Below are 25,522 nucleotides of genomic sequence, written 5' to 3'. Positions count from 1 at the left end.
CGGCCTCCTCTTTTCATGTATCAGGCGAGTTACCCTTTTTTGCCGCCATATTGAGCAAACCAGGCCAGCATCCGCTGCCAGCCGTCTTTGGCTGACTCTTCGTGATAGCTGGCGCGATAGTCGGCGTTAAAGGCGTGATCGGCCTCGGGATAGACCACGATCTCGGCGTTCGCATTGGCCGCCCTCAGCGCCTGGCGCATGGTCTCGACGGTATCCTGCGGAATACTGGCGTCTTTAGCGCCGTACAGGCCAAGCACCGGCGCGTTGAGATCGACCGCGATATCCACCGGGTGTTTTGGCGAATTCAGCGATTTTTCTCCCACCAGTTTGCCATACCAGGCGACGCCTGCCTTCAACTGCGGGTTATGCGCGGCATACAGCCAGGTAATGCGCCCGCCCCAGCAAAAACCGGTGATCAGCAGACGATGGGCATCGCCGCCGTGGCGCGCCGCCCAACTGGCGACGTGGTCGAGATCCGCCAGCACCTGTGCGTCAGGCACCTTAGTGACCAGTTCTTTGAACAGGGTAGGGATATCGTTGTACTCATTCGGATCGCCCTGGCGGAAGTAGAGTTCTGGCGCAATCGCCAGATAGCCTTCCTGCGCCAGGCGGCGGCACAGATCGCGAATATGTTCATGTACGCCGAAAATCTCCTGCACCACGATAACGATCGGCAGCGGGCCGTCGGCGTTTTTCGGGCGGGCGTGATAGGCTGGCATATTCTCGCCCTGCGATGGGATCGAGGTTTCTCCGGCGACAATATGCTCATCCGACGTATGGACGGCGGTCGAGGCGTGCGGCGAGGCTGCAGGTGCGAATCCAGGTTGCTTGGTGGTGGTCATGGTATTCTCCGTACCCTTATTTATTAGCGCAACACTAACTATAGACCCTTTAGTTCGGGCGGTAATAAAGCACAGTGCCTGAAAGCGGCTATCTTTTGTTCTATGACCGTGAATATAACTTGTTAATGTGATGTAAATCACTATTTGTTGAAAAACAAATGCAATCATTGTTATGCATGGTGACCATCATCACAAAAATAAGCGAGTGGCTTCTGTAAAGTACCCTTTTGCTTCTGCTGATACTTCGACCCACAGAGGAGTTTTTTATGTCCAAGTCTGATGTTTTTCATCTCGGCCTCACTAAGAACGATTTACAAGGGGCTACGCTGGCTATCGTCCCTGGCGATCCGGAGCGTGTGGAAAAGATCGCCGCGCTGATGGATAAGCCGGTTAAGCTGGCATCACATCGTGAATTTACCTCCTGGCGCGCTGAGCTGGATGGCAAACCGGTGATTGTTTGCTCCACCGGTATCGGCGGCCCGTCGACCTCTATCGCCGTGGAAGAGCTGGCGCAACTGGGGGTTCGTACCTTCCTGCGTATCGGCACCACCGGGGCGATTCAGCCGCACATCAACGTTGGTGATGTGCTGGTGACGACCGGTTCTGTCCGTCTGGACGGCGCCAGCCTGCACTTTGCGCCGATGGAGTTTCCGGCCGTTGCTGACTTCGCCTGCACCACCGCGCTGGTGGAAGCGGCGAAATCAATTGGTGCGACCACCCATATCGGTGTAACTGCCTCCTCTGATACCTTCTATCCAGGCCAGGAGCGTTACGACACCTTCTCCGGCCGTGTCGTGAGCCGCTTTAGAGGCTCGATGGAAGAGTGGCAGGCAATGGGCGTCATGAACTATGAAATGGAATCCGCTACGCTGCTGACCATGTGCGCCAGCCAGGGCCTGCGCGCCGGGATGGTGGCAGGGGTTATCGTCAACCGTACCCAGCAAGAGATCCCTAACGCCGAAACCATGAAGCAAACCGAAAGCCACGCGGTGAAAATCGTTGTGGAAGCTGCGCGCCGCCTGCTGTAGTTCTTCACTTTTTCTCGCAAGGCCGGACCCTCCGGCCTTTCTTTTTTGCGTAGCGCCTCGCAGGAAAATCCTTTTCAACTGGACGTTTGTACAGCACAATTCTATTTTGTGTCGTAAGTGGTTGCCGGGGAGGCGTTGTGGATATCTCTATTGTGATAAGCGCCGTGGTGGCGCTGGCGGCAGGGTTAATCGTTGGCTGGCTGGCGACAAAAGCCCGCGCCGATCAAATCCGTGCCGATCTCATTGAAGAGCGCCGCGAGCTGGATATCGAACTTAGCGCCGCACGTCAGCAGCTGGTGCAGGAATCGCACTGGCGCGATGAGTGCGAACTTCTCAACAACGAGCTGCGCAGCCTGCGTGATATCAACACCTCGCTGGAGGCCGACCTGCGGGAAGTGACCACTCGTCTGGAATCCACGCAGCTACACGCCGAAGATAAAATCCGCCAGATGGTCAACAGCGAGCAGCGCCTGAGCGAGCAGTTTGAAAACCTGGCGAACCGCATATTCGAACACAGCAACCGCCGGGTTGATGAACAAAATCGCCAGAGCCTGCATGGCCTGTTGACGCCGCTGCGGGAACAGCTCGACGGCTTTCGTCGCCAGGTGCAGGACAGCTTCGGCCAGGAGGCGCGTGAGCGCCACACGCTGGCGCACGAAATCCGCAACCTGCAACAGCTGAACGCACAGATGGCGCAAGAGGCGTTAAACCTGACGAAAGCGCTGAAGGGCGATAACAAAACCCAGGGCAACTGGGGAGAAGTGGTGCTAACCCGCGTGCTGGAGGCCTCCGGCCTGCGCGAAGGCTATGAGTATCAAACACAGGTCAGCATCGAAACCGATAACCGCTCGCGGATGCAGCCGGATGTTATCGTGCGCCTGCCGCAGGGCAAAGACGTGGTTATCGACGCCAAAATGACGCTGGTCGCCTATGAGCGTTATTTCAACGCTGACGACGACTACACCCGCGAAGCGGCGCTACAGGAGCATATTGCCTCGGTACGTAACCATATTCGCCTGCTGGGCCGCAAAGATTATCAACAACTGCCGGGGTTACGTTCGCTCGACTATGTATTGATGTTTATCCCCGTCGAGCCGGCGTTCCTGCTGGCTATCGACCGTCAGCCTGAGCTTATCAGCGAGGCGCTGAAGAACAATATTATGTTAGTTAGCCCAACAACCCTGTTAGTGGCGCTGCGCACCATCGCGAATTTGTGGCGCTATGAGCATCAAAGCCGTAACGCGCAGAAAATCGCCGAGCGCGCCGGGCGCCTGTACGACAAGATGCGGCTGTTTGTCGACGATATGTCGGCCATCGGCCAAAGCCTTGATAAAGCGCAGGATAACTATCGCCAGGCGATGAAAAAGCTCGCCTCGGGGCGCGGCAACCTGCTGGTACAGGCCGAGTCATTCCGTGGCCTGGGGGTCGAGGTTAAGCGCGGGATTAATCCTGATTTAGTCGAACAAGCCACGGCGCAGGATGACGAATACCGCCTTGAGGAAGATGAAAATTCACCGCAGGAAGATGTGTTTAGCGCCGATTCCGCGCCTGCAGCGAGAGCAAACGAGCACGTCAGGCCAAGCTGAAACGTATGGGAAATGGCCTGAATCTGTTACACTCGCTGAACATTTTCTTGATAAGTAAGCGGGCATAGAGATGGTTGAGGATTCACAAGAAACGACGCATTTTGGCTTTCAAACGGTAGCCAAAGAGCAGAAGGCGGACATGGTGGCGCATGTATTCCATTCTGTCGCTGCAAAATATGATGTGATGAACGACTTAATGTCGTTCGGGATTCATCGCTTGTGGAAGCGCTTCACCATCGACTGCAGCGGCGTGCGTCGTGGGCAAACCGTGCTGGACTTAGCGGGCGGTACCGGCGACCTGACGGCGAAGTTTTCCCGTCTGGTGGGCGAAACCGGTCGCGTGATGCTCGCCGATATCAACGATTCGATGCTCAAAATGGGCCGCGAAAAACTGCGTAACATCGGTATTGTCGGTAACGTCGAATACGTTCAGGCCAACGCCGAAGCGCTGCCGTTTGCGGATAACACCTTTGACTGCATCACCATCTCCTTTGGCCTGCGTAACGTTACCGATAAAGACAAAGCGCTGCGTTCAATGTACCGCGTGCTGAAACCGGGCGGACGTTTGCTGGTTCTGGAGTTCTCCAAACCGATTCTCGAACCACTGAGCAAAGCCTACGACGCTTATTCCTTCCACGTGCTGCCGAAAGTCGGCGAACTGGTGGCAAACGATGCGGAAAGCTATCGCTATCTGGCGGAATCCATCCGCATGCATCCCGATCAGGAGACCCTGAAAGGCATGATGCAGGAGGCGGGTTTTGAAAGCGTCGACTACTACAACCTGACGGCAGGTATTGTCGCGCTACACCGCGGCTATAAGTTCTGACAGGAGGGACGCTATGCCTTTCGCACCACTGGTTACCGCTGGCATCGAAACGGTTCTTAATACTTTTCTCTGGCGCGACCGCGCGCTTAAACCGGCGCGTCAACGCCTGCTGGGGAAAGTGCTGCGCGTAGAGCTCAAAGAGCTGTCGGCGCCTGTCGTGCTGGCCTATAGCGAGCAGCAAATCGACGTGCTCGGCGCATGGGAAGGCGAAGCTGACTGTACCGTAATTACCCGCCTGAGCGTGCTGCCGCAGCTGCGTAACCGCCAGCAGTTGACCGCGCTGATTCGCAGCGGCGATCTGGAAGTGCAGGGCGACCTGCAGGTTGTGCAGAACATGGTCGCGCTTTGCGATCTGGCGGAGTTCGATCCGGCAGAGCTACTGGCGCCGTATACCGGCGATATCGTCGCTGAAGGGGTTGGCAAGGTACTTCGCGGCGGCGCGCGCTTCCTGCTGCAGGGCGCGCAAAGCCAGCAGCGCTACGTCGCTGAAGCGATTACCGAAGAGTGGCGACTGGCGCCGGGCCCGTTAGAGATGGCCTGGTTTGCTGAAGAATCCGCCGCCGTGGAACGCGCGCTGGCCGCACTGGAAAAACGGCTGGAAACGCTGGAGGGCAAATGACGCCAGGAGAATTACGGCGCCTGTATTTTATCATCCGCACCTTTTTGAGTTACGGGCTTGATGAGCTCATTCCCAAAATGCGTATCACGTTGCCGCTGCGCGTCTGGCGGCGAATGTTGTTCTGGATGCCGAATCGCCACAAAGATAAACCGCTGGGTCAACGCTTACGCCTGGCGCTGCAGGAGCTGGGCCCGGTGTGGATTAAGTTCGGCCAGATGCTCTCCACCCGCCGCGACCTGTTCCCGCCGCAAATCGCCGATCAGCTGGCGCTGCTGCAAGATCGCGTCGCGCCTTTCGATGGCAAATTGGCAAAACAACAGATCGAACAAGCGATGGGCGGGCTGCCCATTGAAGCCTGGTTCGATGATTTCGCCATTGAGCCGCTTGCCTCCGCCTCTATCGCTCAGGTCCATACCGCGCGTCTGAAAGACAACGGCAAAGAGGTTGTCATCAAGGTCATCCGCCCGGATATCCTGCCGGTGATCAAAGCGGACATGAAATTAATCTACCGCCTGGCGCGCTGGGTGCCTCGTCTGCTGCCGGATGGCCGCCGTCTGCGTCCGCAGGAAGTCGTCCGCGAATATGAAAAAACGCTGATGGACGAGCTGAACCTTCTACGCGAGTCGGCTAATGCTATTCAGCTACGGCGCAATTTCGAAGACAGCCCAATGCTATACGTGCCGGAAGTCTATTCCGATTACTGTAGCGAAGGCATGATGGTGATGGAGCGGATCTACGGTATTCCGGTTTCCGATGTCGCCGCGCTGGAAGCCCAGGGCACCAACATGCAGTTGCTGGCGGAGCGTGGGGTGCAGGTCTTCTTTACCCAGGTGTTCCGCGACAGCTTTTTCCATGCGGATATGCATCCGGGTAATATTTTCGTTAGCTACGATCATCCGCATGACCCGCAATATATCGGTATCGACTGCGGTATCGTCGGCTCGCTGAACAAAGACGATAAGCGTTATCTGGCGGAAAACTTTATTGCTTTCTTCAACCGTGATTATCGTAAGGTTGCCGAGCTGCACGTCGATTCCGGCTGGGTGCCGCCTGACACCAACGTTGAAGAGTTTGAGTTTGCGATTCGCACCGTGTGCGAGCCCATCTTTGAAAAGCCGCTGGCGGAAATCTCCTTCGGCCACGTATTGCTGAATCTGTTTAATACCGCGCGGCGTTTCAACATGGAAGTCCAGCCGCAGCTGGTTTTGCTTCAGAAGACATTACTTTACGTAGAAGGGGTAGGTCGTCAGCTCTATCCTCAGTTAGACTTGTGGAAAACGGCGAAGCCTTTTCTCGAGTCGTGGATTAAGGATCAGGTCGGTATTCCCGCGCTGGTGCGTGCGTTTAAAGAAAAAGCGCCGTTCTGGATTGAACGAATGCCGGAAATTCCTGAGCTGGTGTACCAAAGCCTGCAGCAGAGCAAACAGCTACAGACCAGCGTCGATACCATCGTGCGCGACTTCCAGGTGCGCCACGTGCGCCAGGGGCAGTCCCGTTATCTGTTTGGTATAGGTGCCGTTTTGCTTTTAAGCGGTACGCTGTTATTTATCCACCGCCCGGAGTGGGGCATGATGCCTGGCTGGCTGATGGCCGGCGGCGTCGTAACCTGGCTTATTGGTTGGCGAAAAACGCGCTAACAGGTTTCGCGTTTATTCTGGCGCATTGATTCTTGCGCGAAGTCATGTGAGCGGCCTGACAAAGAGGCGTCTCACCGGATGACGTGTATAATGCGCTCTCATCATTCATCATCTGTCATAGGGGAACGTGTATGGGTGGTATCAGTATTTGGCAGTTGTTAATTGTTGTCGTCATCGTAGTTCTGCTTTTCGGGACGAAGAAGCTGAGCTCGCTGGGTTCGGATTTAGGCGCATCGATCAAGGGCTTTAAAAAAGCGATGAGCGATGACGAAAAATCTGATAAGTCCTCAGCCGATGCAGATTTTGCAGCGAAAACTATCGCTGATAAACAAGATGATGCGAAAAAAGACGAGACAAAACGCCACGACAAAGAGCAGGTGTAATTCGTGTTCGATATCGGTTTTAGTGAACTATTGCTGGTGTTCGTGATTGGCCTCATCGTATTGGGGCCACAGCGACTACCTGTCGCCGTCAAAACGGTGGCCAGCTGGATCCGTACGTTGCGCTCGCTGGCGACCACCGTACAAAATGAGCTTGCCCAGGAGCTAAAACTGCAGGAGTTTCAGGAGAGCCTGAAGAAGGTGGAAAAGGCCAGCCTGGATAATCTGACTCCGGAGCTCAAAGCCTCGATGGATGAACTGCGCGAAGCGGCTGAATCCATGAAGCGTTCCTATACCGCCCACGATCCTGAAAAGGCCAGCGACGAAGCGAACACCATTCATAATCCGGTCGTCAAAGGTAGCGAAGCGCAGCGCCAGGATGTCACGCCGGCGACGGCGGAACACCAGGTCAGCGCTCCGGCACATGCGCCGGAACCCGTTGTCGATGAGCTATCCGCTTCGTCGGCTGAAGCCCCGGCAGCTAAGGAAAAAGCCGCCGCGGCAGTGCCAGATTCTTCCCCCGCATCGAGTGATAAAGCGTAAAAAATGGGCGTAGACGAGACTCAACCGTTAATTTCTCATCTGATTGAGCTGCGTAAGCGCCTGCTCAACAGCATTATTGCCATCCTGGTGATCTTCCTGGCGTTGGTTTACTTCGCCAATGATATCTATCAACTGGTATCCGCTCCGCTTATCAGCAAAATGCCGGTAGGCGCGACGATGATCGCCACCGATGTCGCTTCTCCTTTCTTCACGCCGATCAAACTGACCTTTATGGTCTCGGTGATCCTGTCGGTACCGGTCATTCTTTATCAGGTATGGGCGTTCGTCGCGCCGGCGTTGTATAAGCATGAACGTCGGCTGGTCATGCCGCTGCTGGTTTCCAGTACGCTGCTGTTCTATATCGGCATGGCTTTCGCTTATTTCGTCGTGTTCCCGCTGGCATTCGGCTTCCTGACCCACGCCGCGCCGGAAGGGGTATTAGTTTCGACCGATATCCGTAGCTACCTCGATTTTGTCATGGCGCTGTTTATGGCTTTCGGCGTGTCGTTTGAAGTGCCGGTCGCCATCGTCCTGCTCTGCTGGATGGGCGTCACGACGCCGGAAGATTTACGTAAAAAACGCCCCTACGTGCTGGTGGGCGCCTTCGTGGTCGGTATGCTGCTGACGCCGCCGGATGTGTTCTCGCAAACGCTGTTGGCCATCCCCATGTATTGCCTGTTTGAAGTCGGGGTGTTCTTTGCCCGTTTCTACACCGGTAAACGCCTGACGCGTGACGAAGATGCCGCCGCCGAAGAGGCGGAGAGCAAAGAAGAGTAACAACGCCAACCGCCCGTCAGGGCGGTTGTCATATGGGAGTTATGATGTTTGATATTGGCGTAAATCTGACCAGCTCGCAGTTTTCCCGCGATCACGACGAGGTGGTTGCGCGCGCGCAGGCGGCGGGTGTCCAGGGGATGTTGCTGACCGGCACCAATCTGCATGAAAGCCAGCAGGCGCAGCAGATGGCTGGCCGTTACGCCAACTGCTGGTCTACCGCGGGTGTACATCCGCACGATAGCAGCACCTGGACGGAGTCGGTGGCCGAAGAAATCCACGCGCTGGCCCGCCAGCCGCAGGTGGCGGCGATTGGCGAATGCGGTCTTGATTTCAACCGTAATTTCTCAACGCCGCAGGAGCAAGAGAAGGCGTTCAGCGCCCAACTGGCGCTGGCGGCCGAGCTCTCAATGCCGGTATTTTTACACTGCCGCGACGCCCATGAACGGTTCCTTGCGCTGCTGGAGCCGTGGCTCAATAAACTACCCGGCGCCGTGTTGCACTGCTTTACCGGTAGCCGCGCGGAAGTGCTTCAGTGTCTTGATAGAGGTTTATTTATCGGTATCACCGGTTGGGTGTGCGATGAGCGGCGGGGACTGGAGCTTCGCGAACTGTTGCCGGCGATCCCGGCGGAACGTTTGCTGCTGGAGACCGACGCGCCATATCTGTTGCCGCGCGACATGAAGCCGAAGCCCTCCTCGCGGCGCAACGAGCCCGCTTATCTGCCGCATATTCTGGCAAGCGTAGCGGGCTGGCGAGGCGAGGAAGCGCAATGGCTGGAGGAGGTTACGGATGCGAACGTCAGGAAGCTGTTTGGCGTGCGCTTTTAACCGCGCCGTCAGATTTTATAGAAGTCGGTATTTTTAACGCTTTGCAGGACCTGTTTATTCAACAGATTGAGGAGCAGCATGGAGCGTGCTTCGCCGTCGGGCTCGGTGAAGATAGCCTGCAGTCCTTCAAAAGCGCCGTCGGTGATTAACACGCTGTCGCCTTCATGAGGCGTTTCCGGGTCGGTAATGCCTTCCGGTTTATAGATGGAAAGCTGGTGAATCACGTCTGAAGGCACCACTGCCGGTTGGGCGCCAAAACGGACGAAACTGTTCACTCCGCGGGTGGCGCTGATGGTGGTGGTATGGATAACCTCGGGGTCGAATTCGACGAACAGATAGTTTGGGAACAGGGGCTCGCTGACCGTAGTACGTTTACCACGGATGATTTTTTCCAGCGCGATCGTCGGCATCAGGCAATTGACTGCCTGACGTTCAAGGTGTTCCTGGGCGCGCTGAAGCTGCCCACGTTTGCAATAAAGTAAGTACCAGGCTTGCATAATGACTCTTTCCGCTTTACTACCTGCAAGCATAACAAAAGCCCGGAACAATCGCGAAAACCATTATAAGCGAAAGCGTAAATAGCCTGTTCATTTACGCTTATTTAACAAAAGTACAGCATCGTTGCGGCGAAAATCGTATAATCAGCCGCTAGTATAGAGGTCAATAATAACTCCATGAAATACCACGATCTACGCGACTTTCTGACATTACTTGAGCAGCAGGGCGAGCTAAAACGGATAGCCCTGCCGGTCGACCCGCACCTGGAAATTACCGAAATTGCCGACCGCACTTTGCGTGCTGGCGGCCCGGCGCTGCTGTTTGAAAACCCGAAAGGCTACTCAATGCCGGTGCTGTGCAACCTGTTTGGCACGCCGCGCCGCGTGGCGCTGGGGATGGGCCAGGAAGACGTCAGTTCGCTACGGGAAGTCGGGAAGCTATTGGCCTTTCTGAAAGAGCCGGAGCCGCCAAAAGGCTTCCGCGATCTGTTTGATAAGCTGCCGCAGTTCAAGCAAGTGCTGAATATGCCGACCAAACGTCTGCGCGGCGCGCCTTGTCAGCAAAAAATCATCCAGGGCGATGACGTCGATCTCAACAAAATACCGATTATGACCTGCTGGCCGGAAGATGCCGCGCCGTTGATTACCTGGGGGCTGACGGTGACCCGAGGCCCGCATAAAGAGCGGCAAAATCTGGGTATTTATCGCCAGCAGCTGATCGGCAAAAATAAACTCATCATGCGGTGGTTGTCCCACCGCGGCGGCGCCCTGGATTTCCAGGAGTGGTGCGCGGCGCATCCCGGCGAGCGTTTCCCGGTATCCGTGGCGCTTGGCGCCGATCCGGCGACCATTCTGGGCGCGGTGACGCCGGTGCCCGATACCCTGTCGGAATATGCTTTCGCAGGCCTGCTGCGCGGCACCAAGACCGAAGTGGTGAAGTGCGTTTCCAATGACCTTGAAGTGCCGGCCAGCGCGGAAATTGTGCTTGAAGGCTATATTGAGGCCGGCGAGATGGCGCCGGAAGGGCCGTACGGCGATCATACCGGCTACTACAATGAAGTGGACAGCTTCCCGGTATTTACGGTGACCCATATTACCCAGCGCGAAGACGCGATTTATCATTCGACCTATACCGGTCGCCCGCCGGATGAACCTGCGGTGCTGGGCGTGGCGCTGAACGAAGTCTTTGTGCCGATTCTGCAAAAGCAGTTCCCGGAAATCGTCGACTTCTATCTGCCGCCGGAAGGATGTTCCTATCGCCTGGCGGTGGTCACCATGAAAAAACAGTACGCCGGTCATGCCAAGCGCGTGATGATGGGCGTCTGGTCGTTCCTGCGCCAGTTCATGTATACCAAGTTCGTGATTGTTTGCGACGATGACGTGAACGCGCGCGACTGGAACGACGTGATTTGGGCGATTACTACCCGTATGGACCCGGCTCGTGATACGGTACTGGTAGAAAATACGCCAATAGATTATCTGGATTTTGCCTCGCCGGTTTCCGGCCTGGGTTCAAAAATGGGGCTGGATGCCACAAATAAATGGCCTGGCGAAACCCAGCGTGAATGGGGTCGTCCAATCAAAAAAGATCCTGAGGTGACGGCGCGCATCGACGCCATCTGGGATGAACTGGCCATCTTTAAATAACAGTAAGCGGGGCTAACGCCGCTGTTTTGCTCTATAGACCCGACAGAGGGGACGCATGACAACCTTAAGCTGTAAAGTGACCTCGGTGGAGGCGATTACCGATACCGTGTATCGCGTTCGATTAGTACCGGAAGCGGCATTCTCTTTCCGCGCCGGCCAGTATCTGATGGTGGTGATGGACGAGCGCGACAAGCGTCCGTTTTCTATGGCTTCCACGCCGTCAGAGCATGAGTTTATCGAGCTGCATATCGGTGCTTCTGAACTCAATCTGTATGCGATGGCGGTGATGGATCGCATTCTGAAAGAGCGTGAAATTGAGGTTGATATTCCGCATGGCGAAGCGTGGCTGCGCGATGACGAAGATCGTCCGCTGATTCTGATCGCCGGTGGTACCGGATTCTCTTATGTGCGTTCTATTCTGTTAACCGCGCTGGCGCGTAACCCGGATCGCGATATCGCCATTTATTGGGGCGGCCGCGAGGCTAAACATCTGTACGATCTGGCCGAGCTGGAAGCGTTAAGCATCAAGCATCCGAATCTGCGCATCGAGCCGGTGGTCGAGCAGCCGGAAGAAGGATGGCGCGGCCGTTCCGGTACGGTACTGACTGCGGTGCTGCAGGATTACGGTACGCTGGCCGAGCATGATATTTACATTGCCGGTCGCTTTGAGATGGCCAAGATTGCCCGCGACCTGTTCTGTAATGAACGCGGCGCGCGCGAAGACCGCCTGTTTGGCGATGCGTTTGCCTTTATCTGAAAATAAAAAACCCGCCCCTGACAGGCGGGAAGAACGGCAACTAAACCCCCTCTAATCCATTATTGCCTGTTGGCTGGCAGGCAATAATGGCATCGAGTTTTTTACCTACATCCGCTCAAATACGGTGGCGATCCCCTGGCCTAAACCGATGCACATGGTTGCCAGACCGAACTGCGCGTCTTTACGTTCCATCTGATTGATCAAGGTGGTGCTAATACGCGCCCCGGAACAGCCCAACGGGTGGCCGAGCGCGATCGCGCCGCCGTTAAGGTTGATCTTCTCGTCAATCTGCTCCATTAACCCCAGATCTTTAATACACGGCAGGATCTGCGCGGCAAACGCTTCATTCATTTCAAAGACGTCGATATCGCTGGTGGATAATCCCGCTTTTTTCAGCGCCAGCTTTGAGGCCGGAACCGGGCCATAACCCATAATGGACGGATCGCAGCCGACCACCGCCATTGAACGGACGCGAGCGCGCGGCTTCAGCCCCAGCTCGCGGGCGCGGCTTTCGCTCATCAGCAGCATCGCCGCCGCGCCGTCGGAAAGCGCGGAAGAGGTGCCCGCCGTTACCGTGCCGGTCACCGGATCGAAAGCCGGTCTCAGCGCCGCCAGCGCTTCGACGGTGGTTTCCGGGCGGATGACTTCGTCATAATTAAAGGATTTCAGCACGCCGTCGGCATCGTGGCCGCCGGTCGGGATAATCTCCGCCTTGAATGCTCCGGATTGCGTCGCCGCCCAGGCGCGAGCGTGGGAGCGTGCGGCGAATTGATCCTGCATTTCACGGCTAATGCCGTGCAGACGCGCCAGCATTTCCGCGGTCAGCCCCATCATACCGGCGGCTTTCGCCACATTACGGCTAAGGCCCGGATGGAAATCGACACCGTGGCTCATTGGTACATGGCCCATGTGCTCAACGCCGCCAATCAGGCAGACGCTGGCGTCGCCGGTCATGATCATACGGGCGGCATCATGCAGCGCCTGCATGGAGGAACCGCACAGGCGGTTAACCGTTGTCGCCGGTACCGAGTGCGGGATTTCCGCCAGCAGCGCGGCGTTACGGGCAATGTTGAAACCCTGCTCCAGCGTTTGTTGCACGCAGCCCCAGTAAATATCGTCAATCGCGCTCGCCTCAAGGGACGGGTTACGCGAAAGCAGGCTTCGCATCAGGTGTGCGGAGAGGTCTTCCGCGCGCACGTTGCGAAAGGCGCCGCCCTTTGAACGGCCCATCGGGGTGCGAATTGCATCGACAATGACAACCTGTTCCATTGTGACTCCTTAAGCCGTTTTCAGTTCGCCAACCGGACGGGCTGGTTCTACTGGAGGATAATACGCTTCGTTATGACGGGCCTTGTTACGCAGACCCTCCGGCACGGTATAAAGCGGGCCGAGGTGCTGGTATTGCTGCGCCATATCGAGATATTTTGCGCTGCCGATGGTGTCCAGCCAGCGGAATGCGCCGCCGTGGAACGGAGGGAAGCCCAGGCCGTATACCAGTGCCATATCCGCTTCCGCCGGGCTGGCGATGATGCCTTCTTCCAGGCAACGAACAACTTCGTTAACCATTGGGATCATCATACGGGCGATAATCTCTTCATCGCTGAAATCGCGCTTCGGCTGGCTGACTTCGGCCAGCAGACTATCGACCGCGGCGTCTTCTTCTTTTTTCGGTTTGCCTTTACTGTCTTCTTTATAACGCCAGAAACCGAGGCCGTTCTTTTGGCCGAAACGGTTGGCGTCAAACAGCGCGTCGATCGCATCGCGATAATCTTTCTGCATTCGCTGTGGGAACCCCGCCGCCATTACCGCCTGGGCATGGTGCGCGGTATCGATGCCGACAACATCCAGCAGATAGGCCGGGCCCATCGGCCAGCCAAACTGTTTTTCCATTACTTTATCGACTTTGCGGAAGTCCGCGCCGTCGCGCAGCAGCTGGCTGAAGCCTGCGAAGTAGGGGAACAGGACGCGGTTGACGAAGAAGCCGGGACAATCATTCACCACGATCGGCGTTTTGCCCATTTTGCTGGCCCAGGCCACGACTTTGGCAATGGTCTTATCCGAAGTTTTCTCACCGCGGATCACTTCAACCAGCGGCATGCGATGTACCGGGTTAAAGAAATGCATACCACAGAAATTCTCCGGGCGCTGCAGAACGCTGGCCAGCTCGCTGATAGGAATCGTTGAGGTGTTGGAAGCCAGCACGGTGTCCGGACGCACTTTCTCTTCGGTTTCCGCCAGTACCGCTTTCTTCACTTTCGGGTTTTCCACCACCGCTTCAACGACGACGTCCACGCGGTCAAAACCGCTATATTCCAGCGTTGGCTGAATGGTGCTAATCACTCCGGCCAGCTTCAGGCCGTCGATTTTTCCGCGTTCCAGCTGTTTATTCAGCAGCTTCGCCGCTTCGGTCATGCCAAGGGTCAGCGATTTGTCGCTGATGTCTTTCATCACCACCGGCACGCCTTTCCAGGCTGACTGATAAGCAATGCCACCACCCATAATGCCGGCGCCTAATACGGCGGCGTGCTTCGGTGTTTCGACATCTTTAGTGAGTTTTTTCGCTTTCGCTTTGACGTACTGGTCGTTAAGGAAGATGCCGACCAGCGCGCGCGCTTCATTAGTGTGCGCTAGCGGAACAAAACTTTGGTTTTCCAGCTTCAGCGCGTCGTCACGACCAAGACGCGCGGCGGCTTCGATGGTTTTTACCGCGGTGATCGGCGCCGGATAATGTTTTCCAGCGGTTTGCGCGACCATGCCTTTGGCAATAGTAAAGCTCATGGCGGCTTCAATTTTGCTGAGCTTCAGCGGTTCCAGTTTCGGCTGACGTTTGGCTTTCCAGTCCAAATCGCCATTAATCGCCTGACGCAGAATCGCCAGCGCGCCGTGATGCAGTTTTTCCGCGGCAACAATGCCGTCAACGAGGCCAATTTTCAGCGCTTGATCGGCGCCGACGTCTTTACCGGCGGCAATAATTTCCAGCGCGCTATCGGCGCCGAGCAGGCGCGGCAGACGTACGGAACCGCCGAAGCCAGGCATAATGCCCAACTTGGTTTCCGGCAGGCCGATGCGCAGATCCGGCGTCGCGAGGCGATAGTCGGTCGCCAGCACGCATTCGCAGCCGCCGCCCAGCGCATAGCCGTTAACCGCCGACAACGTAGGAACCGGTAAATCTTCCAGGCGATTGAAGACGCTATTGGCAAAGTGCAGCCACTGGCTCAACTGTTCTTCCGGCACCAGGAATAGCGAAAGGAATTCGGTGATATCGGCGCCGACGATAAAGGCCGCTTTTTCAGAGCGCAGCAGCAGCCCTTTGAGATCTTGTTGTTTTTCGAGTACGTCCAGCGCGTGACCGAGGCTGGCAACGGTTGCAGTATCAAGCTTGTTAACCGAGCCGGGGGCGTCGAAAACCAGTTCGGCAATGCCATCTTCCAGCCAGTCGAGGTACAGGGTGTCGCCTTTGTAGAGCATGTCAGTCTCCTGAATCCAGCAATATGATCTGGTCATACCAGATGACTCGGAGTGTGGAATTTATGTTAAGAAAATGCAAATTACTCTTTAAATAATTGCTGGTCGGATCACATCCGGTAGAAATCACCCGGCCTGGAACCAATGTGCTAAGATGCGGAGAATCACGATCCAATAAAAGCAAAGGATAAAAGATGGAATCACTGGCCGCGCTTTATAAAAATCATATCGTTACCCTACAAGAACGTACCCGCAAAGTATTAGACCGCTTCAAGCTGGATGCTCTGCTGATCCACTCCGGCGAGCTGATTAATGTCTTCCTCGACGATCATCCGTATCCGTTTAAAGTAAACCCGCAATTTAAGGCGTGGGTGCCGGTGACCCAGGTGCCAAACTGCTGGCTGCTGGTGGATGGCGTGAATAAACCGAAGCTGTGGTTCTATCTGCCGGTCGATTACTGGCACAACGTTGAGCCGCTGCCGACCTCTTTCTGGACCGAAGAAGTGGACGTGATTGCGTTGCCGAAAGCCGACGGCATTGGTGGTCAACTGCCCGCGGCGCGTGGCAATATTGCGTATATCGGCCCGGTGCCGGAGCGTGCTATCGGTCTGGAGATCGCGGCAGACAAAATCAACCCGAAAGGCGTTATCGACTATCTGCATTATTATCGCGCTTACAAAACCGACTATGAGCTGGCTTGTATGCGTGAAGCGCAGAAATCGGCGGTCAACGGCCATCGCGCGGCCCACGAAGCTTTCCAGTCGGGGATGAGCGAGTTCGATATTAATCAGGCTTACCTGACGGCGACCGGTCATCGCGATACCGATGTTCCTTACAGCAACATCGTGGCGCTGAATGAGCATGCGGCCGTATTGCATTACACCAAGCTGGATCACCGTGCGCCAACCGAGATGCGCAGCTTCCTGTTGGATGCAGGCGCAGAGTACAACGGCTATGCCGCGGACCTGACGCGTACCTGGGCAGGTCACAGCGACAACGACTTCGCGCAGCTGATTAAAGACGTTAACGACGAACAGCTGGCGTTGATCAGCACCATGAAGGCCGGCACCAGCTACGTGGATTACCATATTCAGTTCCATCAGCGCATCGCAAAGCTGCTGCGTAAACACCAGCTAGTGACCGGCATGAGCGAAGAGGCGATGGTGGAAAACGATCTGACCGGGCCGTTTATGCCGCACGGGATTGGTCATCCGCTGGGCCTGCAGGTTCATGATGTCGCCGGTTTCATGCAGGACGATACCGGTACGCATCTGGCGGCGCCGTCGAAGTATCCTTACCTGCGCTGCACCCGTATTCTTGAACCGCGTATGGTGTTGACCATCGAACCAGGCATCTACTTTATTGAGTCGCTGTTGGCGCCATGGCGTGAAGGGCAGTTCAGCAAGCACTTCAACTGGCAGAAAATTGAAGCCATGAAGCCGTTTGGCGGGATCCGTATCGAAGATAACGTGGTGGTTCACGAAAACAGTATCGAAAATATGACGCGCGACCTGAAACTGGCGTAATGGAAAGTTGGTTGGTGCCGGCCGCGCCGGTGAGCGTTGTTGAAGAGATCAAAAAGAGCCGTTTCATCACGCTGTTGGCGCATACCGACGGCGTGGCGGCGGCGAAAGCGTTTGTCGAATCGGTCAGGGCTGAGCACCCGGACGCTCGTCACCACTGTGTGGCATGGGTTGCCGGGCCTCCTGATGATTCACAGCAGCTGGGTTTCTCTGACGATGGCGAACCGGCGGGAACGGCAGGTAAACCCATGCTGGCGCAGCTGATGGGCAGCGGCGTCGGCGAGATAACCGCTGTGGTGGTGCGCTACTACGGTGGTATTCTGCTGGGTACCGGCGGCCTGGTGAAGGCCTATGGCGGCGGCGTCCATCAGGCGCTTGCGCAGTTGAAAACGCAGCGCAAGACGCCGTTAACCGCATATACTTTGCAATGTGAATACGGACAGCTAGCCGGGGTAGAAGCGCTGCTGGCGCAGTTCTCGGGCATTATTGTGGAAAGCGATTATCAGGCGTCTGTGCAACTGCGCGTCGCGCTTCCGCAAGCTGAAGTGGCCTCTTTTTCAACAAAACTGGCTGATTTTAGTCGTGGTTCATTGCAATTACTGAAGATTGACGAATAATCCCCACCTGATTTTTTTGTAACCCAAAGGAAGCGCCAGAGATGCATTTTCGCGCGATAACCCGAATCGTTGGACTGTTGGTCATCTTATTTTCGGGGACGATGATTGTCCCAGGATTAGTGGCCCTGATATATCGCGATGGCGCGGGGCGAGCTTTCACCCAAACCTTCTTTGTTGCCCTGGCGATCGGCTCCATGCTGTGGTGGCCGAACCGTAAGCAAAAAGGCGAACTGAAATCCCGCGAAGGGTTTCTCATTGTTGTGCTGTTCTGGACCGTGTTGGGCAGCGTCGGTGCGTTACCGTTTATCTTTGCTGAACAGCCTAATCTGACGGTGACGGATGCCTTTTTTGAATCCTTCTCCGGCTTAACCACTACCGGTGCGACGACGCTGGTGGGGCTGGACTCACTGCCTCATGCCATCCTGTTCTATCGCCAGATGCTGCAGTGGTTCGGCGGTATGGGGATCATCGTGCTGGCGGTGGCGATTTTACCTATCCTCGGCGTCGGGGGGATGCAGCTCTACCGGGCGGAAATGCCGGGCCCGTTGAAAGACAATAAGATGCGCCCGCGTATCGCCGAGACGGCAAAAACGCTGTGGCTTATTTATGTCTTATTAACCGTCGCCTGCGCATTGGCGCTGTGGTTTGCCGGAATGCCGGCATTCGACGCGATTGGCCATAGCTTTGCGACCATCGCTATCGGCGGCTTCTCAACTCACGATGCCAGCGTCGGCTACTTTAATAGCCCGATGATTAACTCCATCATCGCCATCTTCCTGCTGATCTCCGGCTGTAACTATGGCCTGCACTTTTCGCTATTAAGTGGACGCAGTTTGCGGGTTTACTGGCGTGACCCGGAATTCAGAATGTTTATCGGTGTTCAGCTAACCCTGGTTATCGTCTGTACACTGGTATTGTGGCTACATAATGTCTACGGCTCGGTGTTAACGACGCTGAACCAGGCGTTCTTCCAGGTGGTGTCGATGGCGACGACCGCTGGGTTTACCACCGACAGTATTGCGCGCTGGCCGTTGTTCCTGCCTGTGCTGTTACTTTGCTCTGCGTTTATCGGCGGCTGCGCCGGGTCAACGGGCGGTGGTTTAAAGGTCATTCGTATTCTGTTGCTGTTTAAACAGGGGAATCGTGAGCTTAAGCGCCTGGTGCACCCGAATGCGGTCTATAGCATTAAGTTAGGCAACCGCGCGCTACCGGAACGTATTCTGGAAGCCGTGTGGGGATTCTTCTCCGCCTATGCGCTGGTCTTTATCATTAGTATGCTGGCTATTATTGCGACTGGGGTTGATGACTTCTCTGCCTTTGCTTCAGTTGTGGCGACATTGAACAACCTGGGGCCTGGTCTTGGGGTCGTTGCTGATAACTTTGCGACAATGAACCCGGTCGCGAAATGGATCCTGATTGCTAACATGCTGTTTGGTCGTCTGGAAGTGTTCACCTTATTGGTGCTCTTTACTCCCACTTTCTGGCGCGAATAACAGGAGTGCTCGTGAAAACTTTAATTCTTTTCTCCACCCGTGACGGGCAGACCCGTGAAATTGCCTCCTACCTGGCTTCTGAACTCAAAGAGCTGGGGATTGATGCGGATACTGTGAACCTGAACCGTACCGAGACGGTTGAGTGGCATCATTACGATCGGGTGGTGATTGGCGCTTCTATTCGCTACGGGCACTTTCATCCAGCGCTGGACCGCTTTGTGAAAAAGCACCTGGCATCACTGCAGGCGTTGCCGGGGGCGTTCTTCTCGGTAAACCTGGTGGCGCGCAAAGCGGAAAAGCGGACGCCGCAAACTAACAGCTATACGCGCAAGTTTCTCCTTAATTCGCCGTGGCAGCCGCAGAGCTGCGCGGTATTTGCCGGCGCGCTGCGTTATCCGCGCTATCGCTGGTACGATCGCTTTATGATTCGTTTAATTATGAAGATGACCGGCGGCGAAACGGACACCAGTAAAGAAGTGGTTTATACGGATTGGCCGCAGGTGGCCAGATTCGCTCAAGAAATCGCGCAAATGACGAGCAAATAGCGCGTAAAACTCGCGTTATGGTGGAAAATCGAGCGAACGAAAAGTTTTTTTGAATTTCCTCTTGTCACTTCAGAATTACCCCCTATAATGCGCCACCACTGACACGGAACAACGGCAAACAAGCCGCCGGGTCAGCGGGGTTCCGGTGAGAACCTCGCGGAGAAAAGCAAAAATAAATGCTTGACTCTGAGGCGGGAAAGCGTAATATGCACACCCCGCGCCGCAGCGAAAAACGAAGCGGCACTGCTCTTTAACAATTTATCAGACAATCTGTGTGGGCACTCAAAGTGACATGGATTCTTAACGTCCTCGGACGAAAAATGAATACCAAGTCTCTGAGTGAACATACGTAATTCATTACGAAGTTTAATTCACGAGCATCAAACTTAAATTGAAGAGTTTGATCATGGCTCAGATTGAACGCTGGCGGCAGGCCTAACACATGCAAGTCGAGCGGTAGCACAGAGAGCTTGCTCTCGGGTGACGAGCGGCGGACGGGTGAGTAATGTCTGGGAAACTGCCTGATGGAGGGGGATAACTACTGGAAACGGTAGCTAATACCGCATAACGTCGCAAGACCAAAGTGGGGGACCTTCGGGCCTCATGCCATCAGATGTGCCCAGATGGGATTAGCTAGTAGGTGGGGTAATGGCTCACCTAGGCGACGATCCCTAGCTGGTCTGAGAGGATGACCAGCCACACTGGAACTGAGACACGGTCCAGACTCCTACGGGAGGCAGCAGTGGGGAATATTGCACAATGGGCGCAAGCCTGATGCAGCCATGCCGCGTGTATGAAGAAGGCCTTCGGGTTGTAAAGTACTTTCAGCGAGGAGGAAGGCATTAAGGTTAATAACCTTGGTGATTGACGTTACTCGCAGAAGAAGCACCGGCTAACTCCGTGCCAGCAGCCGCGGTAATACGGAGGGTGCAAGCGTTAATCGGAATTACTGGGCGTAAAGCGCACGCAGGCGGTCTGTCAAGTCGGATGTGAAATCCCCGGGCTCAACCTGGGAACTGCATTCGAAACTGGCAGGCTAGAGTCTTGTAGAGGGGGGTAGAATTCCAGGTGTAGCGGTGAAATGCGTAGAGATCTGGAGGAATACCGGTGGCGAAGGCGGCCCCCTGGACAAAGACTGACGCTCAGGTGCGAAAGCGTGGGGAGCAAACAGGATTAGATACCCTGGTAGTCCACGCCGTAAACGATGTCGACTTGGAGGTTGTGCCCTTGAGGCGTGGCTTCCGGAGCTAACGCGTTAAGTCGACCGCCTGGGGAGTACGGCCGCAAGGTTAAAACTCAAATGAATTGACGGGGGCCCGCACAAGCGGTGGAGCATGTGGTTTAATTCGATGCAACGCGAAGAACCTTACCTACTCTTGACATCCAGAGAACTTAGCAGAGATGCTTTGGTGCCTTCGGGAACTCTGAGACAGGTGCTGCATGGCTGTCGTCAGCTCGTGTTGTGAAATGTTGGGTTAAGTCCCGCAACGAGCGCAACCCTTATCCTTTGTTGCCAGCGGTTCGGCCGGGAACTCAAAGGAGACTGCCAGTGATAAACTGGAGGAAGGTGGGGATGACGTCAAGTCATCATGGCCCTTACGAGTAGGGCTACACACGTGCTACAATGGCATATACAAAGAGAAGCGACCTCGCGAGAGCAAGCGGACCTCATAAAGTATGTCGTAGTCCGGATTGGAGTCTGCAACTCGACTCCATGAAGTCGGAATCGCTAGTAATCGTAGATCAGAATGCTACGGTGAATACGTTCCCGGGCCTTGTACACACCGCCCGTCACACCATGGGAGTGGGTTGCAAAAGAAGTAGGTAGCTTAACCTTCGGGAGGGCGCTTACCACTTTGTGATTCATGACTGGGGTGAAGTCGTAACAAGGTAACCGTAGGGGAACCTGCGGTTGGATCACCTCCTTACCTTAAAGAACCTGCCTTTGTAGTGCTCACACAGATTGTCTGATGAAAGTAAAGAAGCAAGGCGTCTTGCGATTGAGACTTCAGTGTCCCCTTCGTCTAGAGGCCCAGGACACCGCCCTTTCACGGCGGTAACAGGGGTTCGAATCCCCTAGGGGACGCCACTTGCTGGTTCGTGAGTGAAAGACGCGCGCCGACATATCTCAAAACTCATCTTCGGGTGACGTTTGAGATATTTGCTCTTTAAAAATCTGGATCAAGCTGAAAATTGAAACGACACACAGTCAATGTGTGTTCGAGTCTCTCAAATTTTCGCAATCAGAAGTGAAACATCTTCGGGTTGTGAGGTTAAGCGACTAAGCGTACACGGTGGATGCCCTGGCAGTCAGAGGCGATGAAGGACGTGCTAATCTGCGAAAAGCGTCGGTAAGGTGATATGAACCGTTATAGCCGGCGATGTCCGAATGGGGAAACCCAGTGTGATTCGTCACACTATCGTTAACTGAATACATAGGTTAACGAGGCGAACCGGGGGAACTGAAACATCTAAGTACCCCGAGGAAAAGAAATCAACCGAGATTCCCCCAGTAGCGGCGAGCGAACGGGGAGCAGCCCAGAGTCTGAATCAGCTTGTGTGTTAGTGGAACGGTCTGGAAAGTCCGACGGTACAGGGTGATAGTCCCGTACACCAAAATGCACAGGCTGTGAACTCGAAGAGTAGGGCGGGACACGTGGTATCCTGTCTGAATATGGGGGGACCATCCTCCAAGGCTAAATACTCCTGACTGACCGATAGTGAACCAGTACCGTGAGGGAAAGGCGAAAAGAACCCCGGCGAGGGGAGTGAAAAAGAACCTGAAACCGTGTACGTACAAGCAGTGGGAGCACCTTCGGGTGTGACTGCGTACCTTTTGTATAATGGGTCAGCGACTTATATTCTGTAGCAAGGTTAACCGTATAGGGGAGCCGCAGGGAAACCGAGTCTTAACTGGGCGTTAAGTTGCAGGGTATAGACCCGAAACCCGGTGATCTAGCCATGGGCAGGTTGAAGGTTGGGTAACACTAACTGGAGGACCGAACCGACTAATGTTGAAAAATTAGCGGATGACTTGTGGCTGGGGGTGAAAGGCCAATCAAACCGGGAGATAGCTGGTTCTCCCCGAAAGCTATTTAGGTAGCGCCTCGTGAACTCATCTTCGGGGGTAGAGCACTGTTTCGGCTAGGGGGTCATCCCGACTTACCAACCCGATGCAAACTACGAATACCGAAGAATGTTATCACGGGAGACACACGGCGGGTGCTAACGTCCGTCGTGAAGAGGGAAACAACCCAGACCGCCAGCTAAGGTCCCAAAGTCACAGTTAAGTGGGAAACGATGTGGGAAGGCACAGACAGCCAGGATGTTGGCTTAGAAGCAGCCATCATTTAAAGAAAGCGTAATAGCTCACTGGTCGAGTCGGCCTGCGCGGAAGATGTAACGGGGCTAAACTGTGCACCGAAGCTGCGGCAGCGACACTATGTGTTGTTGGGTAGGGGAGCGTTCTGTAAGCCTGCGAAGGTGGCCTGTGAGGGTTGCTGGAGGTATCAGAAGTGCGAATGCTGACATAAGTAACGATAATGCGGGTGAAAAGCCCGCACGCCGGAAGACCAAGGGTTCCTGTCCAACGTTAATCGGGGCAGGGTGAGTCGACCCCTAAGGCGAGGCCGAAAGGCGTAGTCGATGGGAAACAGGTTAATATTCCTGTACTTGGTGTTACTGCGAAGGGGGGACGGAGAAGGCTATGTTAGCCGGGCGACGGTTGTCCCGGTTTAAGCATGTAGGCGGAGGTTCCAGGTAAATCCGGTACCTTATTAACGCTGAGGTGTGATGACGAGGCACTACGGTGCTGAAGTAACAAATGCCCTGCTTCCAGGAAAAGCCTCTAAGCATCAGGTAACATCAAATCGTACCCCAAACCGACACAGGTGGTCAGGTAGAGAATACCAAGGCGCTTGAGAGAACTCGGGTGAAGGAACTAGGCAAAATGGTGCCGTAACTTCGGGAGAAGGCACGCTGATATGTAGGTGAAGCCCCTGCGGGTGGAGCTGAAATCAGTCGAAGATACCAGCTGGCTGCAACTGTTTATTAAAAACACAGCACTGTGCAAACACGAAAGTGGACGTATACGGTGTGACGCCTGCCCGGTGCCGGAAGGTTAATTGATGGGGTTATCCGTAAGGAGAAGCTCTTGATCGAAGCCCCGGTAAACGGCGGCCGTAACTATAACGGTCCTAAGGTAGCGAAATTCCTTGTCGGGTAAGTTCCGACCTGCACGAATGGCGTAATGATGGCCAGGCTGTCTCCACCCGAGACTCAGTGAAATTGAACTCGCTGTGAAGATGCAGTGTACCCGCGGCAAGACGGAAAGACCCCGTGAACCTTTACTATAGCTTGACACTGAACATTGAGCCTTGATGTGTAGGATAGGTGGGAGGCTTTGAAGCGTGGACGCCAGTCTGCGTGGAGCCAACCTTGAAATACCACCCTTTAATGTTTGATGTTCTAACGTTGGCCCCTAATCGGGGTTGCGGACAGTGTCTGGTGGGTAGTTTGACTGGGGCGGTCTCCTCCCAAAGAGTAACGGAGGAGCACGAAGGTTAGCTAATCCTGGTCGGACATCAGGAGGTTAGTGCAATGGCATAAGCTAGCTTGACTGCGAGCGTGACGGCGCGAGCAGGTGCGAAAGCAGGTCATAGTGATCCGGTGGTTCTGAATGGAAGGGCCATCGCTCAACGGATAAAAGGTACTCCGGGGATAACAGGCTGATACCGCCCAAGAGTTCATATCGACGGCGGTGTTTGGCACCTCGATGTCGGCTCATCACATCCTGGGGCTGAAGTAGGTCCCAAGGGTATGGCTGTTCGCCATTTAAAGTGGTACGCGAGCTGGGTTTAGAACGTCGTGAGACAGTTCGGTCCCTATCTGCCGTGGGCGCTGGAGAATTGAGGGGGGCTGCTCCTAGTACGAGAGGACCGGAGTGGACGCATCACTGGTGTTCGGGTTGTCATGCCAATGGCATTGCCCGGTAGCTAAATGCGGAAGAGATAAGTGCTGAAAGCATCTAAGCACGAAACTTGCCCCGAGATGAGTTCTCCCTGAGACTTTAAGTCTCCTGAAGGAACGTTAAAGACGATGACGTTGATAGGTCGGGTGTGTAAGCGTAGCGATACGTTGAGCTAACCGATACTAATGAACCGTGAGGCTTAACCTTACAACGCCGAAGGTGTTTTGGCGGATTTGAGATGATTTTCAGCGTGATACAGATTAATCAGTGCGTCGTAATGACGGGCTGGTAAAACAGAATTTGCCTGGCGGCGATAGCGCGGTGGTCCCACCTGACCCCATGCCGAACTCAGAAGTGAAACGCCGTAGCGCCGATGGTAGTGTGGGGTCTCCCCATGTGAGAGTAGGGAACTGCCAGGCATCAAATAAAACGAAAGGCTCAGTCGCAAGACTGGGCCTTTTGTTTTATCTGTTGTTTGTCGGTGAGCGCTCTCCGGAGCAGGACAAATCCGCCGGGAGCGGATTTGAACGTTGCGCAGCAACGGCCCGGAGGGTGGCGGGCAGGACGCCCGCCATAAACTGCCAGGCATCAAATAAGAAGAACCCCGTACCGGAAGGTGCGGGGTTTTTTGCTGTGTGGCGTATAGCTCCCCCGGTGGCGCTGCGCTTACCGGGGCTACGCAACCCGTAGCCCGGAAAAGGTGCGCAGCACCGCCTCCGGGGAAAGCCGCTGCCATAGCAACGTAAACAGAAAGGCTCCGTCGGAAGACCGGGCTTTCTGCTTTTGTCTTTTGCGGCCAGACGCGCCGCCATCTCCCCCGGTGGCGCTGCGCTTACCGGGGCTACCAACCCGTAGCCCGGAAAAGGTGCGCAGCACCGCCTCCGGGGAAAGCCGCTGTCATATCAACGTAAACGAAAGGCTCAGTCGAAAGACCGGGCCTTTTG

At 55.2% G+C, this 25,522-nt stretch carries 20 protein-coding genes, 1 tRNA gene and 3 rRNA genes; 19 read left to right on the top strand and 5 right to left on the bottom strand.

What is annotated here, in order from left to right; translation table 11 throughout:
• Positions 1–29: 29 nt before the first annotated feature.
• Entirely contained in the window at positions 30–842 is an 813-nt protein-coding gene (locus tag ABLV78_RS24845; RefSeq protein ID WP_063414943.1) for a dienelactone hydrolase family protein, read from the bottom strand.
• Positions 843–1,108: 266 nt separating this feature from the next.
• Here ABLV78_RS24845 and udp point away from each other — a divergent pair, with 266 nt between their 5' ends.
• The 9 genes from udp (at position 1,109) to tatD (ending at position 9,065) form a co-directional block, all read left to right on the top strand.
• On the top strand, positions 1,109–1,870 hold the full coding sequence (gene udp / locus ABLV78_RS24840) for a uridine phosphorylase (RefSeq protein WP_047045710.1): 762 nt from the start codon (positions 1,109–1,111) through the stop codon (positions 1,868–1,870).
• A 137-nt stretch (positions 1,871–2,007) separates the two neighbouring features.
• Positions 2,008–3,456, top strand: a complete 1,449-nt coding sequence (gene rmuC, locus ABLV78_RS24835) for a DNA recombination protein RmuC (protein WP_047045713.1) — start codon at positions 2,008–2,010, stop codon at positions 3,454–3,456.
• A gap of 70 nt (positions 3,457–3,526) precedes the next feature.
• Positions 3,527–4,282, top strand: coding sequence for a bifunctional demethylmenaquinone methyltransferase/2-methoxy-6-polyprenyl-1,4-benzoquinol methylase UbiE (gene ubiE, locus ABLV78_RS24830; protein WP_045395605.1), 756 nt, complete (start codon positions 3,527–3,529; stop codon positions 4,280–4,282).
• Between the two features lie 13 nt (positions 4,283–4,295).
• Complete coding sequence (gene ubiJ / locus ABLV78_RS24825; RefSeq protein WP_045395607.1) at positions 4,296–4,901, top strand: ubiquinone biosynthesis protein UbiJ; 606 nt, start codon at positions 4,296–4,298, stop codon at positions 4,899–4,901.
• Positions 4,898–6,538 (top strand): ubiquinone biosynthesis regulatory protein kinase UbiB, encoded by a 1,641-nt coding sequence (ubiB, locus tag ABLV78_RS24820; protein WP_047045717.1) that lies wholly within the window; start codon positions 4,898–4,900, stop codon positions 6,536–6,538. Before ubiJ ends, ubiB begins: the two co-directional genes overlap by 4 nt.
• Positions 6,539–6,669: 131 nt before the next feature.
• Positions 6,670–6,921, top strand: a complete 252-nt coding sequence (gene tatA, locus ABLV78_RS24815) for a Sec-independent protein translocase subunit TatA (protein ID WP_015368844.1) — start codon at positions 6,670–6,672, stop codon at positions 6,919–6,921.
• A gap of 3 nt (positions 6,922–6,924) precedes the next feature.
• Positions 6,925–7,461: a Sec-independent protein translocase protein TatB gene (tatB, locus tag ABLV78_RS24810; protein WP_045395609.1), complete on the top strand. Its 537-nt coding sequence runs from the start codon at positions 6,925–6,927 to the stop codon at positions 7,459–7,461.
• Positions 7,462–7,464: 3 nt separating this feature from the next.
• Positions 7,465–8,238 carry a Sec-independent protein translocase subunit TatC gene (gene tatC / locus ABLV78_RS24805; protein ID WP_015368842.1) on the top strand — a complete coding sequence of 258 codons (774 nt, stop codon included), beginning with the start codon at positions 7,465–7,467 and terminating at the stop codon, positions 8,236–8,238.
• A gap of 32 nt (positions 8,239–8,270) precedes the next feature.
• Positions 8,271–9,065 (top strand): 3'-5' ssDNA/RNA exonuclease TatD, encoded by a 795-nt coding sequence (gene tatD / locus ABLV78_RS24800; RefSeq protein ID WP_163351264.1) that lies wholly within the window; start codon positions 8,271–8,273, stop codon positions 9,063–9,065.
• An 8-nt stretch (positions 9,066–9,073) separates the two neighbouring features.
• Here the strand turns inward: tatD and rfaH are convergent, their stop codons facing one another.
• Positions 9,074–9,562: a transcription/translation regulatory transformer protein RfaH gene (rfaH, locus tag ABLV78_RS24795; RefSeq protein ID WP_047045723.1), complete on the bottom strand. Its 489-nt coding sequence runs from the start codon at positions 9,560–9,562 to the stop codon at positions 9,074–9,076.
• A gap of 177 nt (positions 9,563–9,739) precedes the next feature.
• Here rfaH and ubiD point away from each other — a divergent pair, with 177 nt between their 5' ends.
• Entirely contained in the window at positions 9,740–11,209 is a 1,470-nt protein-coding gene (gene ubiD / locus ABLV78_RS24790) for a 4-hydroxy-3-polyprenylbenzoate decarboxylase (RefSeq protein WP_047066639.1), read from the top strand.
• Between the two features lie 55 nt (positions 11,210–11,264).
• On the top strand, positions 11,265–11,966 hold the full coding sequence (gene fre / locus ABLV78_RS24785; RefSeq protein ID WP_008807928.1) for an NAD(P)H-flavin reductase: 702 nt from the start codon (positions 11,265–11,267) through the stop codon (positions 11,964–11,966).
• A gap of 105 nt (positions 11,967–12,071) precedes the next feature.
• Here fre and fadA read toward each other — a convergent pair whose 3' ends face one another.
• Both fadA and fadB read right to left on the bottom strand, forming a co-directional pair.
• Positions 12,072–13,235 (bottom strand): acetyl-CoA C-acyltransferase FadA, encoded by a 1,164-nt coding sequence (gene fadA, locus ABLV78_RS24780; RefSeq protein WP_015703998.1) that lies wholly within the window; start codon positions 13,233–13,235, stop codon positions 12,072–12,074.
• A gap of 9 nt (positions 13,236–13,244) precedes the next feature.
• Entirely contained in the window at positions 13,245–15,434 is a 2,190-nt protein-coding gene (gene fadB, locus ABLV78_RS24775) for a fatty acid oxidation complex subunit alpha FadB (protein WP_047045729.1), read from the bottom strand.
• A 191-nt stretch (positions 15,435–15,625) separates the two neighbouring features.
• Between fadB and pepQ the strand changes: the two genes are divergently transcribed.
• The 8 genes from pepQ (at position 15,626) to rrf (ending at position 24,997) form a co-directional block, all read left to right on the top strand.
• Positions 15,626–16,957 carry a Xaa-Pro dipeptidase gene (pepQ, locus tag ABLV78_RS24770; protein ID WP_047045732.1) on the top strand — a complete coding sequence of 444 codons (1,332 nt, stop codon included), beginning with the start codon at positions 15,626–15,628 and terminating at the stop codon, positions 16,955–16,957.
• Positions 16,957–17,571: an IMPACT family protein gene (locus ABLV78_RS24765; RefSeq protein WP_047045735.1), complete on the top strand. Its 615-nt coding sequence runs from the start codon at positions 16,957–16,959 to the stop codon at positions 17,569–17,571. The genes pepQ and ABLV78_RS24765 overlap by 1 nt, the downstream gene beginning before the upstream one ends.
• Before the next feature lie 41 nt (positions 17,572–17,612).
• Entirely contained in the window at positions 17,613–19,064 is a 1,452-nt protein-coding gene (gene trkH, locus ABLV78_RS24760) for a Trk system potassium transporter TrkH (RefSeq protein WP_015368834.1), read from the top strand.
• Positions 19,065–19,075: 11 nt separating this feature from the next.
• Positions 19,076–19,609: a menaquinone-dependent protoporphyrinogen IX dehydrogenase gene (gene hemG, locus ABLV78_RS24755; protein ID WP_047045738.1), complete on the top strand. Its 534-nt coding sequence runs from the start codon at positions 19,076–19,078 to the stop codon at positions 19,607–19,609.
• Positions 19,610–19,997: 388 nt separating this feature from the next.
• Positions 19,998–21,537: ribosomal RNA gene (locus tag ABLV78_RS24750) — 16S ribosomal RNA — on the top strand.
• A gap of 85 nt (positions 21,538–21,622) precedes the next feature.
• A tRNA-Glu gene (locus ABLV78_RS24745) sits at positions 21,623–21,698 on the top strand.
• A 182-nt stretch (positions 21,699–21,880) separates the two neighbouring features.
• A 23S ribosomal RNA gene (locus ABLV78_RS24740) occupies positions 21,881–24,785 on the top strand.
• 96 nt (positions 24,786–24,881) lie between these two features.
• Positions 24,882–24,997: ribosomal RNA gene (gene rrf / locus ABLV78_RS24735) — 5S ribosomal RNA — on the top strand.
• Together the 16S, 23S and 5S rRNA genes with 1 tRNA gene alongside form the textbook arrangement of a ribosomal RNA operon.
• Positions 24,998–25,253: 256 nt before the next feature.
• Here the strand turns inward: rrf and ABLV78_RS24730 are convergent.
• Entirely contained in the window at positions 25,254–25,454 is a 201-nt protein-coding gene (locus ABLV78_RS24730; RefSeq protein ID WP_172408074.1) for a hypothetical protein, read from the bottom strand.
• Between the last annotated feature and the right edge of the window lie 68 nt (positions 25,455–25,522).

It is taken from the genome of Klebsiella sp. CN_Kp075 (assembly GCF_040065055.2).
Classification (GTDB): Bacteria; Pseudomonadota; Gammaproteobacteria; order Enterobacterales; family Enterobacteriaceae; genus Klebsiella; species Klebsiella aerogenes.
The sequence above is the reverse complement of the archived record's forward strand: the minus strand, read 5'-3'. Positions and strand labels throughout refer to the sequence as shown.

What these genes read in the sequence shown, in the direction of transcription:
- ubiB (WP_047045717.1), top strand. Translation starts at nt 4,898, where the DNA reads ATGACGCCAGGAGAATTACGGCGCCTGTATTTTATCATCCGCACCTTT.
- pepQ (WP_047045732.1), top strand. Translation starts at nt 15,626, where the DNA reads ATGGAATCACTGGCCGCGCTTTATAAAAATCATATCGTTACCCTACAA.
- ABLV78_RS24845 (WP_063414943.1), bottom strand. Translation starts at nt 842, where the DNA reads ATGACCACCACCAAGCAACCTGGATTCGCACCTGCAGCCTCGCCGCAC.
- ABLV78_RS24765 (WP_047045735.1), top strand. Translation starts at nt 16,957, where the DNA reads ATGGAAAGTTGGTTGGTGCCGGCCGCGCCGGTGAGCGTTGTTGAAGAG.
- fadA (WP_015703998.1), bottom strand. Translation starts at nt 13,235, where the DNA reads ATGGAACAGGTTGTCATTGTCGATGCAATTCGCACCCCGATGGGCCGT.
- udp (WP_047045710.1), top strand. Translation starts at nt 1,109, where the DNA reads ATGTCCAAGTCTGATGTTTTTCATCTCGGCCTCACTAAGAACGATTTA.
- rfaH (WP_047045723.1), bottom strand. Translation starts at nt 9,562, where the DNA reads ATGCAAGCCTGGTACTTACTTTATTGCAAACGTGGGCAGCTTCAGCGC.
- ubiE (WP_045395605.1), top strand. Translation starts at nt 3,527, where the DNA reads ATGGTTGAGGATTCACAAGAAACGACGCATTTTGGCTTTCAAACGGTA.
- fre (WP_008807928.1), top strand. Translation starts at nt 11,265, where the DNA reads ATGACAACCTTAAGCTGTAAAGTGACCTCGGTGGAGGCGATTACCGAT.
- tatC (WP_015368842.1), top strand. Translation starts at nt 7,465, where the DNA reads ATGGGCGTAGACGAGACTCAACCGTTAATTTCTCATCTGATTGAGCTG.
- tatD (WP_163351264.1), top strand. Translation starts at nt 8,271, where the DNA reads ATGGGAGTTATGATGTTTGATATTGGCGTAAATCTGACCAGCTCGCAG.
- ubiD (WP_047066639.1), top strand. Translation starts at nt 9,740, where the DNA reads ATGAAATACCACGATCTACGCGACTTTCTGACATTACTTGAGCAGCAG.
- fadB (WP_047045729.1), bottom strand. Translation starts at nt 15,434, where the DNA reads ATGCTCTACAAAGGCGACACCCTGTACCTCGACTGGCTGGAAGATGGC.
- trkH (WP_015368834.1), top strand. Translation starts at nt 17,613, where the DNA reads ATGCATTTTCGCGCGATAACCCGAATCGTTGGACTGTTGGTCATCTTA.
- ubiJ (WP_045395607.1), top strand. Translation starts at nt 4,296, where the DNA reads ATGCCTTTCGCACCACTGGTTACCGCTGGCATCGAAACGGTTCTTAAT.
- tatA (WP_015368844.1), top strand. Translation starts at nt 6,670, where the DNA reads ATGGGTGGTATCAGTATTTGGCAGTTGTTAATTGTTGTCGTCATCGTA.